5 protein-coding genes are annotated in these 24,365 nt (G+C 72.4%); 3 read left to right on the plus strand and 2 right to left on the minus strand.

The features are described from left to right. Positions 1-13 precede the first annotated feature (13 nt). Both G4X40_RS02870 and G4X40_RS02875 read right to left on the minus strand, forming a co-directional pair. Positions 14-1,129 carry an alpha/beta hydrolase gene (locus tag G4X40_RS02870; RefSeq protein ID WP_408642099.1) on the minus strand — a complete coding sequence of 372 codons (1,116 nt, stop codon included), beginning with the start codon at positions 1,127-1,129 and terminating at the stop codon, positions 14-16. Beyond that, the gene (locus tag G4X40_RS02875) at positions 1,126-21,144 is read right to left on the minus strand and encodes a non-ribosomal peptide synthase/polyketide synthase (RefSeq protein WP_277830041.1); all 20,019 of its coding nucleotides are present in this window, start codon (positions 21,142-21,144) and stop codon (positions 1,126-1,128) included. Before G4X40_RS02875 ends, G4X40_RS02870 begins: the two co-directional genes overlap by 4 nt. 495 nt (positions 21,145-21,639) lie before the next feature. On the opposite strand from G4X40_RS02875, the gene G4X40_RS02880 reads away from it, so the two are divergent. From G4X40_RS02880 to G4X40_RS02890, 3 genes are read left to right on the plus strand one after another with little or no spacing between them, the layout of a single operon-like run. Beyond that, on the plus strand, positions 21,640-22,629 hold the full coding sequence (locus tag G4X40_RS02880) for an ATP-binding cassette domain-containing protein (protein ID WP_277830042.1): 990 nt from the start codon (positions 21,640-21,642) through the stop codon (positions 22,627-22,629). After that, the gene (locus tag G4X40_RS02885; protein WP_277830044.1) at positions 22,626-23,429 is read left to right on the plus strand and encodes an ABC transporter permease; all 804 of its coding nucleotides are present in this window, start codon (positions 22,626-22,628) and stop codon (positions 23,427-23,429) included. Before G4X40_RS02880 ends, G4X40_RS02885 begins: the two co-directional genes overlap by 4 nt. A 17-nt stretch (positions 23,430-23,446) precedes the next feature. Further along, complete coding sequence (locus G4X40_RS02890; RefSeq protein WP_408642129.1) at positions 23,447-24,301, plus strand: ABC transporter permease; 855 nt, start codon at positions 23,447-23,449, stop codon at positions 24,299-24,301. Positions 24,302-24,365 lie beyond the last annotated feature (64 nt).

Here is a 24,365-nt window from a genome sequence, read left to right on the forward strand (position 1 = left end):
CGGTGAGCCGTCGCTACTTGCGCATGGCCTTGTCGAGGACCGGCCACGCCGCATGCAGATCGTCCTGCCAGTAGCCCCACGAGTGGGTGCCGTCGTTGCGCAGGTCGTAGGTGGCGGGGATGCCCAGCTGGTTCAGCCGGGTGCGCAACTGCTGGGTGCACTGGCTGGTGGCCGCCTCGATGACGCCGCCGACCGTCACCTGCTGGACCAGCTTGCCCGGGTCGCCCTGCACGTCCGGCGCGCTCAGGTTCTCGTGAGGCCCGGGCAGGCCGTTGCCGGACGAGATGTACAGCGTGGTCCCGCGTAGTTTCTCCGCGTTCAGCAGCGGGTCGTTGGCACGCCAGTCCGGGCCGTCGACCGGGCCCCACATGTTCATGGTGTTCCCGCCACCGCGGGCGTCGACGACGAGTTTGACGTACTGCTGGCCGACCGGTCCGCCGGTGCTCGCGCAGCCGCTGAAGGCCCCCACGCCTTTGTACAGCCCGGGATCCGACTCGGCCAGGCTCAGCACCGAGGTCCCGGACATCGACAGTCCGGCGATCGAGTTCTTGCCGGTGGTGCCCAGCGCCGAGTCGATCACCGGCGGCAGTTCCTTGGTGAGGAAGGTCTTCCACTCGTTCTTGCCGAGCACCGGGTCGGGGCGCAGCCAGTCGGTGTAGTAGCTGCTGGCGCCGCCGATCGGGATGACGACATTGACCTGCTTGCCGGCGAAGAAGCTCACCACGTCGGTTCGGTGTTCCCAGTCGGTGGTGCCGCTCTCGCCGCCGTCGGCGCCGTTGAGCAGGTACAGCGTCGGGTTCGGCCCGGTGGCGTGGGTGGGGCGGATGAGTTCGAGCTGGATCAGCTTGCCCATCGCCGCCGAGTACACGTAGGCGTTGAACTGGTTCGCGTTGATCTGCACCACGTGGTCGAGGCGCGACCCGTCGGGCGCCGGCTTGGCCGCGGCCATCATCGCCCGGGTCGACGCGGTGGGTGCGGGCGGCGCCGCGGGCGCCGTGCCGGGGGCGGGAGCGGCGGTGGGCACCGGTGCGGGCGCCGGCGACGCGCCCGCCGACGTCGCGGTCCCGAGGGCGGTCGCCACCGCCAACGCGCCCGCGGCAATCGCTCGGCTGTGGCTCACCCTCATCACTTCGCACCCTTCGTCGTCGAATCGAGCATGTTCCCGAGCAGCGGGCCGATCGTCTCCAGCGACCGCGCCGACGTCATCCGCCAGTGGGTGGACGGTACCCGGTGGTCGGTGATCGTCCCACTGACGAACGGTCGCCACAGGTCCACCAGCGCATCACCGGCAGGACCGCCCTCGGCAGCGCTGAAGAACAGCAGGTCGCCGTCGAACCGCGCGGGACGGTGCACGGCCAGTTGCGTGGCCGAGGCGTCCGCGGCGGCAAGCATGCGCAGCACCGCGTCGGCGGACAGCGAACCGAGTGGCTCCGGCATGCCGGCGAGCAGGGCCGCGACCTGCTCCGGATCGAGGTCGGCGGGCGTCGGGAGGTCCGATCCGGTTGCCGCGGAGCCGACTCCGCCGTCCGGGATGTCGAGCCCCAGGCCGCCGAGCAGATCATCGGTGGACGGGGCCGTCCCCGCGTGGGCCGTCAGGTCGCCGAAGCCGCTGTCCAGCAACACGAGCGAGCCGACCGACTCACCGGCCGCCTGCAACCGGGTCGCGACCCCGTGAGCGATCACCCCGCCGAGCGACCATCCGAGAAGGTCGTACGGCCCGTGTGGCTGCACCGACCTGATCTCGCGGACGTACCGGTCGGCCAGATCGGACAGCGACAGTTGCGCGCCGTCCGGCTCGGTGAGCGCCGGCGACTGCAGCCCGTAGATCGGCCGGTCGCCACCCACGTACTGCGCGAGTCCGCCGTAGCACCAGGCCAATCCGGTGATCGGATGCACACAGAACACCGGCGCCCCGCTACCGCCACGGATCCGCAGCAGCACCGCCAGCGCGTCGCCTCCGCCCGCAACGCCCGACGCTCCGTACCCGAGGCGGGTGGCGATCGACGCGGGCGTCGGGTCGAGGAACAACCACTGCAGCGGCAGCTCGACGCCGAGCGCCTCGCGTGCCGCAGCAACCAGTGTGGTCGCCAGCAGCGAGTTGCCGCCCAGGTCGAAGAAGTTGTCGTCGCGGCCCACCCGCTCGACGCCGAGCACCTCGGCGAAAGCGCCTGCCAGCCCGCGCTCGAGTTCGGTTCGCGGCGGCACGTATTCACGTTCGGCGCGCGGCGGCGCCGGCAGCGCCGCACGGTCGAGCTTGCCGTTCGCGGTCGTCGGCAGTGCGCCCAGCACCACCACCGCACTCGGGACCATGTAGCCGGGCAACGCATGGCGCACCCGCGCGATGACCGACTCGGGCGCAATCGCGCCGGCCGCGGCCGCGACGACCGCCTTGCCGACCACGTAGCCGACCAGCTCCGGGCCCGGCCCGTCGTCCCGCACCAGCGCGACCGCCTGCTCGACCCCGTCGACCGCGCTCAGCGCCGCCTCCACCTCGCCGAGTTCGAGCCGCTGACCGCGCAGCTTCACCTGGAAGTCGGTGCGGCCCAGATACTCCAGTTCCGGCACGCCCGATCCGTCGCCGACCCACCGCACCAGGTCGCCGGTGCGGTACATCCGCTCCCCCGGCCCGCCCGACGGATCGGCGACGAACCGGTCCGCGGTCAGCGCGGGCCGACCCAGGTATCCGCGGGCCAACTGCACACCCGACAGGTACAGCTCGCCGGGTACGCCCACCGGCACCGGGCGCAGCCGCGCGTCGAGTACCGCGACCCCGGTGTTCCACACCGGCCGGCCGATCGGCACCGACGTCGCATCCGCCGCCGTGACCGCGTGGTGGGTCACGTCCACGGCGGCCTCGGTCGGCCCGTACAGGTTGTGCAGCACGGTGTGCGGCAGCACCGTTCGCGCGCGTTCGGCGACCGGCGCGGGCAGCGCCTCGCCGGAGGCGAACAGGAACCGCAGTCGCTCACCGGCGTCGGCGGCGTGGCGGTCCGCGAGGAACACCGCGAGCATCGACGGCACGAAGTGCGCCACGCTCACCCGCTGCTGTGCGAACAGCCGCGCCAGGTAGGCGGGGTCACGGTGGCCGTCCGGCCGGGCCAGCACCAGTCGCGCACCGACCTGCAACGGCCAGAACAGTTCCCACACCGACACGTCGAAGGTCGCCGGCGTCTTCTGCACCACCGAGTCCGCCGCGGACAGCGGGAACTGCGCCTGCATCCAGGCGAGCCGGTTGACGATCGCCTCGTGCGTGACCGTGACGCCCTTGGGGACGCCCGTCGAGCCGGACGTGTAGATCACGTACGCCGGGTGCTGCGGGCGCAGCGGCCGCCGCAGCCGCTCGGTGTCCGTGGCAGGGTCGGTCGCAGACCGGTCCCCGGCCGGGTCGAGCACGACGATGCCCACCGCTGCAGCGGCGGTGCAATCGCCGATCACCACACGCGGCGACGCGCTCGCGAGCACCTGCGCGGTCCGCTCGGCCGGGTGCTCGGGGTCCAGCGGCAGGTACGCGGCGCCGGCCTTGAGCACCGCATAGGCCGCGACGACCAACTCGAGCGACCGCGGCAGCGCCAGCGCCACCACGTCCTCCGGCCCCACCCCGGCATCGATGAGTCTGCACGCCAAGGAGTTCGAGCGTGCGTCCAGATCGGCGTAGGTCAGCTCGCCGGCTTCGGACCACACCGCGGGCGCCTGCGGGGTGCGCGCGACCTGAGCCTCGAACACGTCGACCAGCGTTGAGGGCGCGCCCGACAGCGCGACCACCTCGCCGGCGCCGGCAACGTCCAACACCGACCCCTCCCCGCTGCCGAGCAGGTCGACGTCGCCGACCGCCCGGTCCGCGCCGCCCTCGGCGACGACCGCGGCGAGCAGCCGTAGATACCGGTCGACGAGCGCACGGGCCTCCGACTCGTCGAACAGGTCCGCCGCGTAGGTCAGCCGTCCGTCGATGCCGTCCGGGGCACCGGACGCGGCACGGCGTTCGGAGAGCGCCATGTCCAGGTCGAACCGCGCCAGCGGCGTGTCCAGTTCGACGCCTGCGACGGCCAGGCCGGGCAGTTCGAGTTCCGGGGTGTCCAGGTTCTGGAAGCCGAGCATCACCTGGAACAGCGGGTGGTGTGCGGTCGAGCGCGGCGGTGCCAGCACCTCGACGAGCTTCTCGAACGGCACATCCGCGTGGGAGAAGGCGTCCAGGTCGGTCCGTCGCACCGCGCCGAGCAGGTCCGCGAAGCTCTGCCCCGACTCGACCGCGGTACGCAGTACGACAGTGCCGACCAGCATGCCGACCAGGTCGTCGAGCGCGCGGTCGCCGCGGCCCGCGACCGGGGTGCCGACGACGATGTCCGACGTTCCCGACAGCCTGTTCAGCAACGCCGACAGCGCCGCGTGCACGACCATGAACACGCTGGCGCCGGCCTCACCTGCCAGCCGCGCCGCGCCCGCGTGCACCGATGCGGGGATCTCGAACGCGATGCGGCCGCCGCGCCCGGTGCGCTGGGCGGGCCGCGGCCGGGTCGAGGGCAGCGCCAAGGCCTCCGGGGCGCCGGCCAACGTCCGCTTCCAGTATCCGATCTGACGCGCGAGCAGTGACTCGGGATCGTCCTCGCCGCCGAGCAACTGCCGCTGCCACAGCGCGAAGTCCGCGTACTGCACCGGCAGCGCCGGCCACACCGGGGCCAGCCCGGCGCGGCGCGCCAGGTAGGCGGTCATCAGGTCGCGCGCCAGCGGAGCCAGCGACCAGCCGTCGGCCGCGATGTGGTGGGTCACCAGCGCCAGCACGTACTCGTCCGGTCCGCGCGCGAACAACCGCAGCCGCACCGGCAGATCCGAGGTCAGGTCGAATCCGGCGCCGGCGAAAGCGAGCAGTTCCCGTTCGAGTGCTGCGGGGTCTACCGGGATTGCCGCAAGCACCGACTGTCCTTGCGGCACCGGCACGATCACCTGGTGCGCGCCCTCGGAGCCCTCCGGGTACACGGTGCGCAGCGCTTCGTGCCGACCGAGCAGGTCGGCCAGTGCCGCGCCGAGCGCGGCGACGTCGAGGTCACCGGTCAGCCGCAGCACCATCGGAAGGTTGTACATCGCCGACGACGGGTCGATGCGGTTGATCAGCCACATCCGTTGCTGCGCATACGACAGCGGAATGGCATCGGGACGCGGCTGCGGCACCAGCGGCGGCCGGTCCGCGAGCGCGGCGGCCCGCGCCACCACCGCGGCGAGCGCGGCGACCGTCGGGGCGTCGAACAGGTCCCGCACGGCGATCGCACGGCCGGTGCGCTCGGCGATCCGCGCGACCGCCTGGGTCGCGGTGAGCGAGTTGCCGCCGAGCTCGAAGAACCCGTCGTCGAGCCCCACCCGCGCGGCGCCGCTGATCTCCGCGAACGCCGCGGCCACCGCGATCTCCTCGGCGGCGACCGGCTCGCGGTACTCGCGCGCGCCACCGAAGTCGGGGCGCGGCAAGGCGTTCCGGTCCAGCTTGCCGACCGGCGTGAGCGGCACCTCGTCGAGCACGATCAGGTGCGCCGGACGCATGTACGCGGGCAGCCGGCCGGCCGCGAACGCCGCGACCGCGTCCGCGTCGATCTCGCCGTCGCCGTGCAGGTACGACACCAGCACGGTGTCGCCGTTGGGCGCGGGCAGACCCAGCGTGAGCGCCAGCTGCACCGACGGGTGCGCCGTCAGCGCCGCGTCGATCTCGCCGATCTCGATCCGCAGACCACGGATCTTGACCTGGAAGTCGTTGCGGCCCACATAGTCCAACGTGTGACCGTCGGGCATCTCGACCCAACGGACCAGGTCGCCGGTGCGGTACATCCGCGCCCCCGCGCCCCGCGGATCGGCGACGAACCGGTCCGCGGTCAGCGCCGGGCGGCCGTGATAGCCGCGGGCCAGCGCCACGCCGGACAGGTACAGTTCACCGACCACGCCGGCCGGCACCGGGCGCAGCCGGGAGTCGAGCACGGCCACGCGGAGCCCGCGCACCGGCCGGCCGATGCGCACCGGCTCCCCCGGGTGCAGCTCGGTCCCGGTCGCCCACACGGTCGCCTCGGTCGGGCCGTAGCCGTTGACCACCGTGCGGCCGGTGGCCCAGCGCGACACCAGCTCCGGCGGGCAGGCCTCACCGGCGACCATCACCACGCGCAACTCGCCCAGCCCGGACTCGTCCAGCGACCCCAGCACCGACGGGGTCAGCACGGCGTGGGTGACGCGTTGGGTGCGCAGCAGCTCGGTCAGTTCCGGTCCGCCGATCATGTCGGCGGGGCTCGGCACCACCGTGGCGCCGGACCCGAACGCGAGCAGCAGTTCGAACACCGACGCGTCGAAGCTCGGCGACGCCGCGTGCAGCACGCGAGCCGCAGCGTCGGTCCGCAGCCGCTCACGCTGTTCGCACACCAGCGAGGCGAGGCCGCGGTGGGTCACGGCGACGCCCTTGGGCTTTCCGGTCGACCCGGAGGTGTAGATCAGGTAGGCCGGGTGGTCGGCGTGCACCGGCGCGGTCCGGTCCGCATCGGTGATCGGCGCGTCGTCGCGGCCGGCGACGGATGCGGCGACCGTATCGTCGTCGAGCACCAGCCAGTCGACCGGACTGTCCACCGTCGCGTCGGACAGGTCGGCGCGCACCGCGGCGGTGGTCACGCCCAGCCGGACCGCCGAGTCGCCGAGCAGGTAGGCGATACGGTCGGCGGGGTGGCGCGGATCGACCGGGACGAACGGGGCGCCGGTCTTGGCGACCGCCCACACCGCGAGCACCGATTCGGCCGACCGTGCGGTCGCCAGCGCGACGACCGTCTCCGGTCCGGCGCCGCGGGCGATCAATTCGCGGGCCAGCCGGGTCGATGCCCGGTCGAGCTCGCCGTAGCTCATCTCGAACCCAGGCCCGCTCAGCGCGATCGCGTCCGGGCTGGCTGCAGCCCGGGCCAGGATCTGCGGCAGCGTGACGACGGGCGGCGCCTCGGGCCCGGACAGCGCGGTCAGCTCGGCCCGTTCGCGTTCGTCGCGGATCTCGAGGTCGCCGACCGGAATGTCGGGCTCCGTCAACGCGCCGGACAGCAGCCGGACAAACCGCTCGGCCAGCGCGGTCACGGTGGACTCGTCGAACAGGTCGGTGGCATAGCCGATGCTCGCGTCGATACCGGCCGTGTTCTCAGGGTTCTCAGGGTTCTCAGGGTTCCCCGGCTTCTCGACCAGTGTGAACTGCAGGTCGAACTTGGCGACCGGCGCGTCGATCTGTTCGGCGGCGACCCGCACCCCCGGCAGTTCGACGGCCATCCCGCCTGCCGCCGCCTGCTCGACGGCCAGCGCCACCTGGAACAGCGGGTGCCGGCCGGGCATCCGCGCCGGCCGCATGGCGTCGACGACCTGCTCGAACGGCACGTCGGCGTGCGCGAACGCATCGAGGTCGACCCCGCGGACATGGTCGAGCAGGTCGGTGAAGCTCATGCCCGGACGGATGCGGCTGCGCAGCACCAGGGTGTTGACGAACATGCCGATCAGCTCGTCGAGCACCTGCTCACCGCGGCCGGCGATCGCGGTGCCCACGACCACGTCGTCCACCGACGCCATCCGGTGCAGCAGCGCGGCCAGCGCCGCGTGCGCGACCATGAACAGGCTCACGCCGTGCTCCCGCGCGACGGCGCGCATGCGGTCGTGCAGGGCGGCGCCGATGCGGAAGTGGACGGTCGCACCGCCGTAGCTGGGCGAGGCGGGACGGCGGCGGTCGGCCGGAAGCTGCAGCTCGTCCGCCAGCCCGGACAGCTGCCCGGTCCAGTGCCGGAGCTGGCCTGCCGCAACACTGTCCGGGTCCGACGGATCGCCCAGCGCCTCGCGGCACCACAGCGCGTAGTCGGCGTATTGCACCGGCAGCGGCGACCACTGCGGCGCGGCGCCGCCCACCCGCGCGGCGTATGCGACCGCGAGGTCGCGTGCCAGGGGGCGCGCGGAGAAGCCGTCGGCGGCGATGTGGTGCACCGCGATGGCGAGCACATACGTGTCCGCACCGAGTGCGAACAGCCGGGCGCGCAACGGAATCTGCGCGGTCAGATCGAAGCCGGCCAGCACCAGTGCGCCGATCTCGCCGATCAGCGCCTCTTCGGTGGTGGGCACGGGCGTGAGGTCGACGGGCTCGGCCGCGTGCACGAGCTGACGCGGTCCGGCGCCGTCGTCCGGGTAGCTGGTGCGCAGCGACTCGTGCCGCGCCAGCACATCGGTCACCGCGGCGGCCAGCGCGTCGACGTCGAGGTCGCCCGTCAGCCGGACCGCGAACGGCAGGTTGTACGCGGCGGACTGCGGGTCGAAGCGGTTGAGGAACCACAGCCGCTGCTGGGCCGGCGACAGCGGAAGATGCTGCGGCCGCGGTCCGGCGACCAGCGGGGCGCGTCGACCCGACCCGGCCAGTTCGGCCAGCTTCGCGGCCAGTGCGGCCACCGTCGGCGCCTCGAACACCAGTCGCAGCGGCACCGTCGCATCCAGTGCCTCGCCGAGCCGGGCGACCGCCTGGGTGGCCGACAACGAGTTGCCACCGAGCGCGAAGAAGTCGTCGTCGGCGCCGACGCGTTCGGAGCCGGTGAGATCGGCGAACACCGCCGCGACCGTCGTCTCGGTGTCGGTGCGCGGCGCCCGGTGGACCCGCGGCGCCGAATCGACTGCCGGCAGTGCGGCGCGGTCGAGCTTCCCGTTGACGCCGACCGGCAGCGCCGGCAGCACGGCGATCACGCTCGGCACCATGTACGCGGGCAGTTCGTCGCCCAGCGCACGGCCCAGCCCCGCGGTGTCGAGGCCGGCTGCGGCGCCTTCGTCCTCGACATCATCCTGCGCCGCCACCACGTAGGCGGCCAACCGGTCGCCGCGCACCAGCGCCACCGCCTGCTCGATCTCCGGCCGACGCAGCAGCGCCGCCTCGATCTCGCCCAGTTCGATGCGCTGGCCGCGCAGCTTCACCTGGAAGTCGGTGCGGCCCAGATACTCCAGCTCCAGCGAGCCCTCGTTGTCGACCCACCGCACCAGGTCGCCGGTGCGGTACATCCGCCCGCCCACCGCGTACGGGTGGGCGACGAACCGGTCCGCGGTCAACTCCGGCCGGCCGACGTACCCGCGGGCCAGCTGCTCACCGGCCAGATACAGCTCGCCGCGCCCGCCGACCGGCGCCGGGTGCAGCCGGGTGTCGAGCACAAGCACCTGCGTGTTCAACACCGGCACACCGATCGGGACCGCCACCGCGTCGGCCTCGGTGACCTCGTGGAAGGTCACGTCGACCGCGGCCTCGGTGGGCCCGTACAGGTTGTGCAGCGCGGTCGCCGGCGCCACCTCGCGCAGCCGCGCCGCCGTCTGCGCGGGCAGCGACTCGCCGGAGGCGAACACCTGCCGCAGCGACGCGCACCGCGCACCGGCCGAACCGAGCTCCGCTACGAACACCGCGAGCATCGACGGCACGAAATGCGCCGTGGTGACCGACTCGCGCTCGATCAGCTCGGCCAGGTACCGCGGGTCGCCGTGGCCGGCCGGGCGGGCGAGCACCATCCGGGCGCCGACCTGCAACGGCCAGAACAGCTCCCACACCGACACGTCGAAGGTGACCGGCGTCTTGTGCAGCACCGTGTCGTCGGCGCCCAGTGGGTACTCCGACTGCATCCAGCGCAGCCGGTTGACGATCGCGGCGTGCGAGACGGCCACACCCTTGGGCCGGCCCGTCGAGCCGGAGGTGAACAACAGGTAGGCCGGGTGGGCGGGGCGCAGCGGCGCGCGCCGGTCCCGGTCCGTGATCGGCGCGGCATCGGCAGGGTCGCCGCTCCCCTGTCCGTCCACGAACAGCACCGGCACCGGCATCTCCGGCAGCGGAACGCCGCTCGCACCGATCACGCAGCGCGGCGCGGCGGTGTCGATCACGTACCGGGTGCGGTCGGCCGGATGGTCCGGGTCGATCGGCAGGTAGGCGCCGCCGGCCTTGACGACGGCGTAGATCGCCACCACCAGTTCGGGCGAGCGCCGCAACGCCACCGCGACGGTCGACTCCGGTCCGACGCCCTCGACGATCAGCTTGCGCGCCAGCAGGTTCGAACGCTCGTCGAGTTCGCGGTAGGTCAGCGCGGCGCCTTCGAACGTCACCGCGGGTGCGTCGGGGGTGCGGGCCGCCTGCGCGGCGAACAGGTCTGCCAGCGTGTCGCCGCCGACCGGGCGGTCCGGTCCGGTGCCCGCGTCGAGGACCCGGCCCAGCTCGGTCGCGGAGATGCCGGCCAGGTCGCCGACGGGGGTGTCGGTCGCGGCGAGCACCTCGGTGAGGATGCGCCGGTACTCGTCGGCGAAGCCCTGCACCGTGACGGCGTCGAACAGGTCGGTGGCGTAGCTGAACTCGGCCCCGATACCGGCGGCCGCACCGTCCGCGCCGCGGCGTTCGGCGAGTCCGAGTTGCAGGTCGAACTTGGCCACCGGCAGCGGCGCGTCCACCATGCGCACGCGCAGGTCCGGAAGTTCCAGCTCGCCGGCGTTCAGGTTCTGGAAGCTGAGCATCACCTGGAACAGCGGGTGGTGTGCGGTGGTGCGCACCGGCGCGAGCACCTCGACCAGACGCTCGAACGGCACGTCGGCGTGCGCGAAGGCGTCCAGGTCCGCCCGGCGGACCTCACCCAGCACCTCGGCGAACGTGGCGGACGGGTCGACCTGTGCGCGCAGCACCACGGTGCCGACGAACATGCCGACCAGGTGCTCGAGTCCGGGTTCGCCGCGACCGGCGACCGGCGTACCGACCACGACGTCCGGCGACCCGGTCAGCCGCTGCAGCAGCACACCGAGCACCGCGTGCGCGACCATGAACACGGTGGCCCCGTGCTCGCGGGCCAGCCGTTCCATGCCCTGGTGCACGGCGGCGTCGAGTTCGAAGTGAAGGCCGGCGCCGCGTAGGCTCGCCACCGGCAGGCGCGGACGGTCGGTCGGCAGGTCCAGGCACGCGGGCAGGCCCGCCAGCGCCGCCTGCCAGTACCGGGTCTGCGCACCGGCGAGCGACTGCGGGTCGGTGTCGTCGCCCAGCAGATCCCGTTGCCACAGTGCGTAATCGGCGTACTGGATCGGCAGCGGCGACCACTGCGGCGCCTGCCACCGGGTCCGGGCGGTGTAGGCGGCCATCAGGTCCCTGCTCAGCGGCGCCAGCGAGAGCGCGTCTCCGGCGATGTGGTGCAGCACCAGCACCAGCAGGTACTCGTCCGGTTCGGTCGTGCTGCGCAACAGGTGCGCCCGCAGCGGCGGCGCCGCGGTCAGATCGAACTCGGCGGCCACCAGTTCGGCCGGCACCGCGGCCAGATCGCCGTCGGTCACCGACGCGAGCGCGACCCCGTGGTCGGCCGCGGGCAGCACCACCTGGTGCGGCCCCTGCTCGTCGGCCGGGAACACGGTGCGCAGTGACTCGTGCCGGTCCACCAGATCGGTCAGCGCGGCGGCCAGTGCGGCGACATCCAGTTCACCGGTCAGCCGGACCACCAGCGGGATGTTGTAGACGGCGGGTTCGAGCCGGCTGAGCAGCCACATGCGCTGCTGCGCGGGCGAGAGCGGCAGCCGCTGCGGTCGCGGCCGGGCGATCAGGGCGGGCCGGTCGGCGGGCTCGGCGTCCGCCGCGGCGGCGGCGAAGTCGGCGACGACGGGGTGGTCGAACAGCAGCCGCACGGGGATCCGCCGCGACAGCTCGGCACCGACCCGCGAGACCACCCCGGTGGCGGTGAGCGAGTTGCCGCCGAGGTCGAAGAAGTTGTCCGCCAGGCCGACCCGCTCGGTGCCGGACACCTCGGCGAACACCCGCGCGACGACCGCCTCGGCGGGGGTCTGCGGCGGCCGGTACTCGGGCCGGACCGACCCGAACACCGGACGGGGCAGCGCCTTGCGGTCGATCTTGCCGGCCGGGCTGAGCGGCATCCGCTCGAGCGGCACGATCAGCGACGGGACCATGTAGCCGGGCAGGGTGCGAGCGAGGAACCCGCGCAGTTCGTCGCCGTCGAGCCGCGCGTCCTCGACGGCGGTGACGTAGGCGACCAGCCGGGTCTGGCCGGTCTCGTCGTCGTGGCCGATGGTGGCGGCGTAGGCGATGCCGGGGTGCGCGCCGAGCGCGGCGTCGATCTCCCCGAGTTCGATGCGCAGCCCGCGCACCTTGACCTGGAAGTCGGTGCGGCCCAGATATTCCAGGCGATAGCCGTGCTCGTCACTGCGCACCCAGCGGGCGAGGTCACCGGACCGGTACATGCGTGCCCCGTCGGGCCCGGCCACGAACCGCTCGGCGGTCAGCGCGGGACGGCGCAGGTAGCCGGCGGCGAGCGCGTCACCGGTCAGGTACAGCTCACCGGCCACCCCGGCGGGCACCGGCCGCAGCCGCCGGTCCAGCACGGCGGCGCCGATCCCGGCGATCGGGCGACCGATGGTCACCGGCTCGCCGGCCGCCATCGGTTCGCTGCAGGTCGCCCAGATCGTGGTCTCGGTCGGGCCGTAGCCGTTGAGCAGGCGGCGGCCCGGCGCCCACCGGTCGACCACCTCGGGCGGGCACTTCTCGCCGATCACCACGATCGTGCGCAGCAGTTCGTGGTCGGACGGGACGAGCGTGGCGAGCACCGCGGGTGTGATCACCGCGTGGGTCACCCGGCCCTCCGACACCACCGCCGCCAGCTCGTCGCCGCCGACCACACCGGCGGGCGAGACCACCAGTGCCGCACCGGAGCCGACCGCGACCAGCACCTCGAACAGCGAGGCGTCGAAGCTCGGCGACACCCCCAGCAGCACCCGCGAGTCGCCGTCGGCGCCGAACCAGGCGCGTTGTTCGGCCATAAGCGCGGCCAGCCCGGCGTGGGTGAGCGCGACGCCCTTGGGCACCCCGGTCGAACCGGAGGTGTAGATCAGGTAGGCGTAGTCGTCCATGCGCAGCGCCGCGACCCGGTCGGCGTCGGTGATCGGCGTGGCGTCCTGGCTCGCGGCGTTCGCCTCCGCGTCGTCCGGGTCGATCCAGTCCAGGCAGGCCGGCAGCCGGTCGTGCAGCGCGCCGTGCGCGAGCCCGAGCCCGGCACCACTGTCGGTGACCATGTGGGTGATGCGGTCGGCGGGCAGACCCGGATCGACGGGTACGTACGCGGCACCGGACTTGGCGACCGCCCACAGCGCGATCAGGTACGCCGTCGACCGCGGCAGCGCCAACGCCACCCGGCTGCCCGGGCCCAGGCCCTTGGCGATCAGTTCGCGCGCCAGCCGGTTCGAACGCTCGTCGAGTTCACGGTAGGTGAGCGTCCGCTGCGCGATCACCGCGGGGCGCTGCGGGTGCCGCGCGGCAGCCTCGCCGAGCAGTTCCGCGAGCGTGCGCTGCGGCTGCGCGGCCGGCTTCGGGGTCAGCGCGGCCAGTTCGGCCGGGCTCAGCAGCGGCAGCTCCCCCACCGGGCGGCCCGGCTCGCCGAGAGCGGCCGTGAGCAGCCGCACGAAACGGTCGGCCAGCGCGGCAACCGTCGACTCGTCGAACAGGTCGACGGCGTAGTCGAATCGTCCGGTCAGGCCGCCGTCGGCAGCGGGCATCAGCGTCAGCTGCAGATCGAACTTCGCGACCTGAGGGTCGAGCGGCTCGACGACGGTGCGCACGCCGGGCAGTTCGAACTCGGTCGCGACCGCATCGTCGAACGACAGCGCCACCTGGAACAGCGGGTGCCGGCCGTCGCGGCGCGGCGGGTCGAGCACCTCGACGATGCGCTCGAACGGTAGGTCCGCGTGGGCGAACGCGGCGAGGTCGCCGGCACGCACCTGCGCGAGCACCGCGTCGAAACCGTCACCGAGGTCGATGTGGTTGCGCAGCACCAGGGTTCCGACGAACATGCCGATCAGTTCGTCGAGCGCCGCCTCCCCACGGCCGGACACCGCGGTGCCGACGGCGATGTCGTCGCCCTGGACGTGCCGGCGCAGCAGCACCGCCAGCGCGGCGTGCGCGACCATGAACACACTGGCCTGCCGGTCGGTGCCGAACACACGCATCCCGTTGTGCAGGTCGGCCGGAACCGGGAAGTCCACGTGCGCACCGCGATAGCTGGGCTGGGCGGGCCGGGGCCGGTCGGTGGGCAGCCCGATCTCGTCGGGCAGGCCCGCGAGCGTGTGGGTCCAGTGCCGCAGCTGCCGGGCGCCGGCCGAGGCCGGATCCTGCTCGTCGCCGAGCAGTTCCCGTTGCCACAGCGCGTAATCGGCGTACTGCACGGGCAGCGGCGCGAAGCCGGGATCGCGTCCGTCGCGGCGGGCGGTGTAGGCGCGCATCACGTCCGCGGCCAGCGGGCCCATCGACCAGCCGTCGCCGGCGATGTGGTGCAACACGATAGCGAGTACGTGCTCGCGCCGCGAGATCCGGAACAGCCGCGCCCGCACCGGCGGGTCGACGGTCACGTCGAAGCCCTGCCCTGCCAGCTGCAGCGCCGCCGCGGTCAGCTCCGCGGCCGGTACGGGTGTCGGTTCGAGCGCGACCCCGTCGATCACCGCCGCGGTGTCGAGCACCAGTTGGTGCGGGCCCTCCGGTCCCTCCGGGTACACGGTGCGCAGCGCTTCGTGCCGCTGCAGCACATCGGCCAGGGCCGCGCGCAGCGCCGCCGCGTCGAGGTCGCCGTGGAAGCGGACCGCGACCGGCAGGTTGTAGGCGGGCGAGGCCGGGTCGAAGCGGTTGAGGAACCAGATGCGATGCTGCGCGGCCGAGAGCGGCACCCGCTCCGGTCGCTGCCGCGGGTGCAGCGGCGGCCGGACCTCGCTCGGGTCGGCCTGGTCGACAAGCGCGGCGAAGCCGACCACGTCCGGCGCCTCGAACAGCAGCCGGACCGGCACGCTCACGCCGAGTTCGGCGCCGACCCGGGCGACCACGCGGGTGGCGATCAGCGAGTTGCCGCCGAGCGCGAAGAAGTCGTCGTCGAGTCCGATCCGCCCGGCACCGAGCACGTCCTCGAGCACCGCGGCGACCACCCGCTCGGAGGGGGTGTGCGGGGCGCGGTACGCCACGGGCGCGGCGTCGGGCACCGGCAGCGCCCGGCGGTCCAGCTTGCCGGTGGGCGTCACCGGCAGCGCGGTCAGCGGCACGAACACCGTCGGCACCATGTAGCCGGGCAGCTGCCCGGTCAGATCGGCGCGGATCACGGCGGGGTCCAGCTCGGCGCCGGGCTCGGCCGGGGTCAGGTAGGCGACCAGGCGCGCCTGGCCCGGCTGGTCCTCGCGCACCAGCACCACAGCCTGGTCGACCGCCGGGTGGTCGTGCAGCACTGCCTCGATCTCGCCGAGTTCGATGCGCAGCCCGCGCAGCTTGACCTGGAAGTCGGTGCGGTCGAGATATTCGATCTGCCCGGCGTCGTTCCAGCGCACCAGGTCGCCGGTGCGGTACATCCGCTCGCCGTCCCCCGAGAAGGCGTCGGCGACAAAGCGATCCGCGGTCAGGTCAGCGCGACCGACATAGCCGCGAGCCAACTGGACGCCCGCCAGGTACAGCTCGCCGGGCACCCCGACCGGCACCGGGTGCAGCCGCTCGTCGAGCACATAGGCGCGGGTGTTCCACACCGGCCGCCCGATCGGCACCACCGGTGGCACCGGCCCCGGCCCGATCTCGTGATAGGTGGTGGTGACGGCGGCCTCGGTGGGCCCGTAGAAGTTGCCCAGCCGCAGTCCCAGCGCGGTGACCCGCTCGGCGGTCGCCGCCGAGATCGCCTCGCCGCCGACGTAGACCATGTGCAGGCAGTCCGGCAGGCCCAGCCCGGGAGCGGACAGGAACAGGTCGAGCATCGACGGCACGAACTCGCAGATGGTGGCCTGCTGCTCGGTGACGACCTGCTGCAGCCGCTGCGGGTCGCGGTGGCCCTCGTGGTCGAGCACGATCAGCCGCCCGCCGACGCCGAGCACCGCGAAGCATTCCCACACCGACACGTCGAACGTCGCCGGGGCCTTGAAGACCACCCGGTCGTCGGCGGTGATCGGCAGGTCCAGTTGCATCCAGCGCAGCAGGTTCACCGCGGCCGCGTGGGTGACCTCGACGCCCTTGGGCCGGCCGGTGGATCCGGACGTGTAGATGACGTAGGCACTGTGGTCGGGCCGCAGCGGCGCGCGCCGCTCGTCGTCGGTGACCGGCGTCGCCGGATACCCGGACAGGTCGAGCCGGTCCAGGTCCAGCACCGGCACCTGCCCCAGCCCGGTCAGATCCGCGCCGTCGCGCCCGACCACCAACGCGCACAGCAGATGCGCGGATTCGACGACGTAGCCGGTGCGCTCGACCGGGTTGTCCGGGTCGATCGGCACGTAGGCACCGCCGGCGCGGACCACCGCGTACATCGCGACCATCAGCTCGACCGAGCGGCGCATCAGCAGCGCCACCCGGACCTCCGGTCCGACCCCCTCGGCGATCAGCCGGCGCGCCAGCCGGCTGACCGCGGCGTCGAACTGTCCGTAGGTCATCGTCACGTCGTCGGCGCCCGCACCGACTCCGACCAGCGCGACCGCGTCGGGCATGCTGCGCGCGTGCCGGTCGAACCGGTCGAGCACCAGTTCCGCGGGCACCGCCACGTCGGTCGCGTTCCAGTCGGTCAGGATGCGGGTGCGCTCGGCCACGGTGAGGACCGGCAGGTCGCCGACCGCCGTCTGCGGCGCGTCCAGCACGGCCTCGAGCAGCAGCTCGAACCGTCGCACCATCGCACGGACGGTGTCATCTTCGAAAAGATCTGCGGCATAGGTGAACTCAGCCTGCAGGCCGGCGGGCTCGCCGTCGTCGCCACGGCGCTCGAGGACGGTCAGCTGCAGGTCGAACTTGGCCAACGCGACGTCGATCTCGGCGGCCTGCACGGTCAGTCCGGGCAGTTCCACGGTGGCGCCGCGCAGGTTCTGGTACGCCAGCATCACCTGGAACAGCGGGTGCCGGGTGGCCGAGCGCGCCGGGTTGAGCACCTCGACCAGCCGCTCGAACGGCACGTCGGCGTTGGCGAACGCGTCGAGGTCAACGTTGCGGCAGCGCGCGATCATGTCGGCGACGGTGTCCGCCGCGGGGACCGCGGTGCGCAGCACCAGCGTGTTGACGAACATGCCGACCAGGTCGTCGAGTTCGCGTTCGCCGCGGCCGGCGACCGGGGTGCCGAGGGCGATGTCGTCGCCGGCGCCGAGTCGGCTGAGCAGGATCGCGAATGCCGCATGCACGAGCATGAACGGCGTGGCATCGTGCTCGCGCGCAACCTGTTCGACGCGGCGGTGGGTGGCGACGCCGATCTCGGTGACGACGCGGCGGCCCGCGAAGCTCGCCTGCTTCGGCCGTGGCCGGTCCGTGGGCAGTTCGAGCTGGTCGGGCAGCCCGGTCAGGGTGCGGGTCCAGTGCGCCAGCTGCCGCGCGGCGGTCGAGTCGGGGTCGTCCTCCGCGCCGAGCAGTTCGCGCTGCCACAGTGCGTAGTCCGCGTATTGCACCGGCAGCGGTGCGAATTCGGGTTCGCGTCCCTCGGTGCGGGAGGTGTAGGCGAGCATCAGGTCGCGGGCCAGCGGCGCCATCGACCATCCGTCGGCGGAGACGTGGTGCACGATGATCGCCAGCACCCATTCGTGCCGATCGAGCCGGAACAGCCTGGCGCGCACCGGCACCTGTTCGGTCAGGTCGAATCCGTCCGCGGCGAAGGCGCCGAGCAGCTCCGGCAGTTCGCGGGCGGTCGCCGGGTTCGGCGACAGGTCCACCGACTCGCGGTCGACGTCGACGACCACCTGATGCGGTCCCAGCTCGGAGTCCGGGTAGACGGTGCGCAGCGCCTCGTGCCGCTCGATGACGTCGCCGAGCGCCTCCTCGAGGGCATCGACGTCGACGGGGCCGCTCAGCCGCAGCGCGAACGGGATGTTGTTGACGGCCGACTCGGGATCGAACCGGCTCAGGAACCACAGTCGCTGCTGCGCGGGCGAGAGCGGCACGTGCGGCGGCCGGGGCCCGTCGGTCAGCCGGGGCCGGCGCGCCTGGCCGCTCGCCTGCAGTTCCTCGGCGCGGGTCAGCAGCCCGGCGACCGTCGGGTGGTCGAAGACGTCCCGCACGGTCAGGTCGGCGCCGAACGCGGACGAGGCGCGCGAGGCCAACTGGGTGGCGCTGAGCGAGTTGCCACCGAGCGCGAAGAAACTGTCGTGCACGCCGACCGCGGGCGCGCCGACGATCGAGCCGACGATCCCGGCCAGCAACTGCTCGCCCTCGGTGCGCGGGGCGACCGACTCGGCCACGACGGCCGGCTCCGGCGCGGGCAGCGCGGCGCGGTCCAGCTTGCCGACCGGGGTCAGCGGGATCGCATCCAGCTCGACCAGGTGCACCGGGACCATGTGCGGCGGCAGTTCCGCGGACAGGTGGATGCGCAGTTCGGCATGATCCAGCACCCTCCCCGGGACCGGCAGGAGATAGGAGACGAGCACCGCCGTATCGGGGTTCGGGGCGCCCGGAGTCCGGTCTGTCGCGTCCGCCTCGGGAACGTGCACCACGGTGGCCGCGAAGTCGACCGCCGGGTGCGCGGTGAGCGTCGCGTCGATCTCGCCGAGTTCGATCCGCAGCCCGCGCAGCTTGACCTGGTGGTCCGATCGGCCCAGATAATCGAGTGAGTATTCGATCCCGCCGAGTCCGTCGGGTCCGGTGCCCGGCTGCCGGGTCCACCGCACGACATCGCCGGTCCGGTACATCCGCGCGCCGGCGCTCCCCCACGGGTCGGCGACGAACCGCTCCGCGGTCAGCCCCGGCCGCGCGAGGTAGCCGCGGGCCAACCCGAGCCCGGACACGTAGAGCTCACCGGGCGCACCGACGGGGACCGGGCGCAGTCGGGCGTCGAGCACCACCGCGGAGCTGCCGCGGATCGGGGCGCCGATGGTCAGCTCCGCGGGGTCGGTCAGCGGCGCACTGATCGTGGTCATGATCGTCGTCTCGGTCGGGCCGTAGCCGTTGAACAGGCTGCGCCCGGGCGCCCACCGCTCGACCAGTTCGGCGGGGACCGCCTCGCCGCCGGCGACCAGATGGGTCAGCGAGCCGAGCCCGTCCGGGTTCACCGAGGCCAGCACCGACGGGGTGACGAACGCGTGCGTGATCCGCTCGTCGGCGATCAGCCGGTGCAGCCCGTCGCCGCCGTACACCCCGGGCGGTGCGACCACGAGAGTCGCGCCGTTCGCGAAGGCCAGCAGATACTCGAGCACCGAGGCGTCGAAGCTCGGCGATGCGACGTGCAGCACCCGCGCCTGCCCGTCGACCCGGTACCGCTCACGCTGCTCGACCGCGAAGTTCTCCAGCCCGCGGTGCGTCACCGTGACGCCCTTGGGCCGGCCGGTCGAGCCGGAGGTGTAGATGAGGTAGGCGGGGTGGTCGAGCCGGATGCGACGGCGGCGCTCGACGTCTGTCACCGGATCGGGACGCTGCGCATGCACCTGCGCGGCGACCTCGCCGGAGTCGACGGCCAGCCACTGCACGTCGCCGGGGAGCGCCGGTCGCGTCGACTCGACGGTCAGCCCGCACAGCGCGCCGGAGTCGGCGAGCATGTGCTCGACCCGCGCGGTCGGATAGTCGGGGTCGACCGGCACGAAGGCCGCTCCGGTCTTGGCGACCGCCCAGATCGCGGTGAGCGAGGCGAGCGAGCGCGACATCGCCACCGCGACGACCGTCTCGGGGCCCGCTCCCTGAGCGATCAGCACCCGGGCCAGCCGGTTCGACCGTTCGTCGAGTTCCCGATAGGTCAGCTCCCCCGCGGCGCCGCGCACCGCGACGGCCGCGCCGTGCTCGGCGGCCGCGTCGGCCAGCAGCTGCGGCAGCGTCCGGGTGGAGCCGCCGGCCGGCCCGCGGGCGGGGATCAGCGCGGCACGCTCGTCGGCGGTGAGCATGTCGAGCTCGCCGACGAGGTCCTGCTCGCCGGCTGCGAGGAACTGTTCGAACAGCCGCAGGAAACGCGTGTGATGTTCGCGCAGTTCCGCTTTGTCGTAACGGTTCGGGTTCGCCTCGAAGTCGATGTGCGTGCGGGTGCCGCTGACCGCCGGATAGAGGTTGACGGCGAGGTCTTCGATCGGCCCGGTGGAGAGCACGTGGAAGCGGCAGTCCAGCTCGCCGAGCCGGATCTGGTTGTTGAACATCATGATGTTCACCGCCGGCCCGAAGAAGCCGAGCCGGCCGGAGTCGGCGGACATGTCCCGCCGGATGTCCTCGTGCCGGTACCGCTGGTGACGCAGCGCGCCGACGAGCGCGATCTGAGCCTGCTTGATCAGCGAGCCGACGGTCGCGTCCGGCGCGACCCGCAGCCGCAGCGGGACCACATTGGAGACCATGCCGCCCGAGTGGCGCAGCGCGACCGTGGTGCGCGCGGTCACCGGCAGCGAGACCACCACGTCCTCGGAGCCGGTCATCCGGGCCAGGTACGCGGCGAAGCCCGCGACCATCAGCGGTGCCGCACTGGAGCCGACCCGCTCGACCGCGCTGTCGAAGTGCGCGGCCGCCCCGGCGGGCAGTTCCGCGCTGCAGACCAGCGGGCGCGCCGCGATCGGGGCCGGGGCGCGGCGGGCCAGGCTGATCGCCGGCGGCAGGCCGTCGACCTGCTCGGCCCAGTAGGCGCGGTCGCGCTGCAGCCGCGTCGACGAACGGTAGGTGGATTCGGTGGCGGCGATCTCGGCCGGCGACAGCGCCCGGCACGGTTCCGGCTCGACGCCGCGCCACGCCGCCGTGTACAGCTCGGCGGTGCGGCTCATGAAGTTCATCGCGCCGAGGCCATCGAGCGCGATGTGGTGGATGCGCGCGTACCAGTAGTGGTGATCGTCCGCCAGCCGCAGCATCGCCGTGTAGACGAGACGGTCGGTCAGCAGATCCAGCGGCCGGGCGGATTCGCGGCGCATCCACTCGCGGGCGGCGCGCTCCGGATCGGGTTCGTCGCCCAGGTCGTGCACCACCGAGTCGTCGAGCAGATCCGGATCGACGAACTGGCGCGGCATGCCGTCGATCTCGACGATCCGCAGCACTGCCGAACCGAACTCCAGTGCGGCCACGCGACCGACCCGGGTCAGCAACTCGAAGTCGAACGCCCCGCGGATCTCCACGTACTGGGAGATGGTGATCGGCACGTCGTCGCGGACGCGCTGCGCGAACCACATGCCCACCTGGGCGGACGACAGAGGGAACGATCCGGCGGGTTCCGAGGGGTGCCCCCCGGCTTCGACCGTCGCCACCGCAGCAACCTCCACCCGCCTGCACCCACCGATCTCGTCGCGATCCACCGCAGTGACTAACCCATCTCCCCAACGTATGAGCCCGGCCTGTAAGTGGGCTGTCGATGGGCACACGCTTTGCTGAGAGTGCGCCGCCAGACGTCCGGCCGCCGACCGGTGGGCGGCCTTGTGGGCGCCCGACGGGTAGACGGCAAGGGCGGCGACCAGTCGGGTCGTCGCCCTCTCTGAACACATCTGAGGAAAACCAGAACTTGTTACAGATCCCCGAAGATCCTGTAATCACCCCCAACGCGCTTCGGGTGCCCGGTACCCGCAATCCCGCCTATGCTGTCCAGCGAGTTGCCAGTTCCACCTGCTGACACGCGACCTGAGGTGCGGAAAAGCCACGGAACCGCCCCGGACCAGCGTGCTCACGGCCGTTCATCGGCCTACTCGTCGGTACGGGACGTCGTGCCATACTCGCTTGGACCGGACCTATCGCACAGTGGAGAGTCGATGCCCGAACACGAATCCGCCGTCCTCGTCGAAGGAATCGAGAAGTCCTTCGGTGATGTACGGGCCCTGCGCGGCGTCAGTTTCGAGGCCAAGAAGGGCCAGGTTCTCGGCGTTCTTGGCCCGAACGGCGCCGGCAAGACCACCACGGTGAACGTGCTCTCCACGCTGGTGCGTCCCGACAAGGGCCGCGCCGTCGTCGCCGGTCACGACGTGCTCACCGACGCCCCGGGCGTGCGCCGTTCGATCATGCTCACCGGCCAGCACGCCGCGCTCGACGACACCCTCTCGGGTCGCGACAACCTGCTGCTGTTCGGCCGCCTCATGGGCCTGAGCAAGAAGACCGCGAAGTCGCGGGCCGACGAGCTCCTCGAGGAGTTCGACCTGGTCAAGGCCGCCGACCGCAAGGTCATCGGCTACTCCGGCGGTATGCGCCGGCGCATCGACATCGCCTGCGGTCTGGTGGTCCGGCCCGAGGTGGTCTTCCTCGACGAGCCGACCACCGGCCTGGACCCGCGCAGCCGCCAGGGTGTGTGGGATCTGGTGACGCGGCTCAAGGACCAGGGCATCACGACACTGCTGACCACGCAGTACCTCGAAGAGGCCGACGTCCTCAGCGACAACATCATCGTCATCGACAAGGGCACCGTGATCGCCGAGGGCACCGCGGACCAGTTGAAGGCGCGCACCGGCAACAGCTACTGCGAGATCGTCCCGGTCGAGCCCGGCGACGTCGTGCGGGTCGCCGAGGCGCTGGCCGGCCTGATGAACGCCGGGTCCGCCGTGGACGTCGAGCGCGGCGCCGACCGGGTGTCCGTGCCCGCGCCCGACGGTGCCGCCACGCTCACCGAGGTGCTGCGCCGGCTCGACCACGCGCAGATCCCGCTCGCCGACATCGCACTGCGCCGTCCGTCGCTCGACGACGTGTTCTTCGCGCTGACCGGCAGCACGACCGAGGTCGTCGACAAGGACCTCGAGGCCCTCGAGTCATGACCGTCACCGCGCAGCCGGCGAAGTCCGGAGTTCACGAGCAACCTCGACCGTCCGGTTGGCAGCAGTGGTGGGTCCTCTCGGCCCGCATCATCGTCCCGATGATGACCGGCACCGAGTGGTTCATGGCGGTGCTGTCACCGGTGATCTTCACCATCGGGTTCTACCTGCCGCTGAAGTACGTGATGTCGATCCAGGGCATCGACTACGGCCAGTTCCTGATGCCGATCATCGTGCTGCAGTCGATGGCGTTCACCGCGATCTCGGCGTCGTTCCGGGCGGCGCGTGACGGGGTCGCCGGCATCACCAGACGCTTCAACACGATGCCGATCGTCGCGGGGATACCGCTCGCGGCACGGACCACCGCCACCTGCCTGCGGCTGCTGATCTCGCTCGGCGCGGCCCTCGCGTGCGGCTATGCGATCGGCTTCCGCTTCGAACTCGGTGCGGCGCAGTCGTGGCTGTTCTGCGTATTCTCGGTGGCCATCGGCATGACCCTCTCGCTCGGCGCCGACGCGATCGGCACCATCTCGGAGAGCCCGGAGATGACCAGCCAGGCGCTGATGCTCCCGCAGCTGATCCTGGGCATGCTCTCGAGCGGCTTCGTGCCGATCACGGGCTTTCCCGAGTGGATCCAGCCGTTCGTGCGCAACCAGCCGATCTCGTTGTTCGCCACCGCCATGCGGGACATGACCTCCACCGGCATCACGTGGCCGGTGCTCGCGCCCGCGCTCTACTGGATCATCGGCCTGACCGTGGTGTTCGTGCCGCTCTCCATCTGGGCCAGTCTGAGGAGAAAATGAACACCGACACCGCTTCGATGACGATGCCTCCCGAGGCCGCGGCCGCGCCGGTCGACCGCATCACCACGTTCCCCGAGCCGACCCGGCGTCACGCCGAGGGTTCGCTGGCCGCGCTCGGCACGCAGAGCTGGATCCAGGCGTGGCGGCTGACCAAGGGCTGGATCGGCAGCCCGCTGGTCACCATCCAGGCCCTGCTCTACCCGGCGCTGACGCTGATCATGATCTGGATCGTGCTGGGCAAGTCGATCAGCAGCGTGACCGGGCAGTCCAGCCTGGCCGGTTCGGTGCCGATGATGGCGTTGGTCGGCGCGATGTCCGGCTCGGTGGTCAGCGGCGTCACGCTGATGCGCGAACGCAAGAACGGGCTGCTCAGCCGGTTCTGGGCGCTGCCGATCCACCGGGCGGCGATGTTCTTCGGCCAGCTGCTGGCCGAGGTGGGCCGCGTGATCATCACCTCCGTGCTGATGATCCTGGTCGGCGTCGCGCTCGGCTTCCGTTTCACCCAGGGCTTCCCAGCGGGGGTCGCGTTCTTCTGCATCCCGCTGCTGTTCGGCATCGGCTACTCGACGATGGTCACCGCCATCTCCGTCTATTCGGAGAAGGGCACCATGGTCGAGTTCCTGTCGCTGCTGGTGTCGCTGATGTTCTTCTTCAACAGCGGCTTCGTGCCGCTGATGGCCTACCCGCAGTGGCTGCAGCCGATCGTGGCGAACCAGCCGGTCACCTGCGCGGTCGAGGCGATGCGCGGGCTGACGTTCGGCGGGCCGGTGGCCGAACCTCTGATGAAGTCCGTCGCGTGGTCGGTGGGCATGCTGGTCGTCTTCGCGGTGCCCGCGCTGATCGGCTACCGCCGGGCGGCGCAGAAGCGCTGACCTCCACACGCTGAAACGAAGCCCGTCCCCATGTCCGGGGGCGGGCTTCGCTCGCTGGTCGGTT

It is taken from the genome of Speluncibacter jeojiensis, assembly GCF_029589495.1.
Classification (GTDB): domain Bacteria; phylum Actinomycetota; class Actinomycetes; order Mycobacteriales; family Mycobacteriaceae; genus Speluncibacter; species Speluncibacter jeojiensis.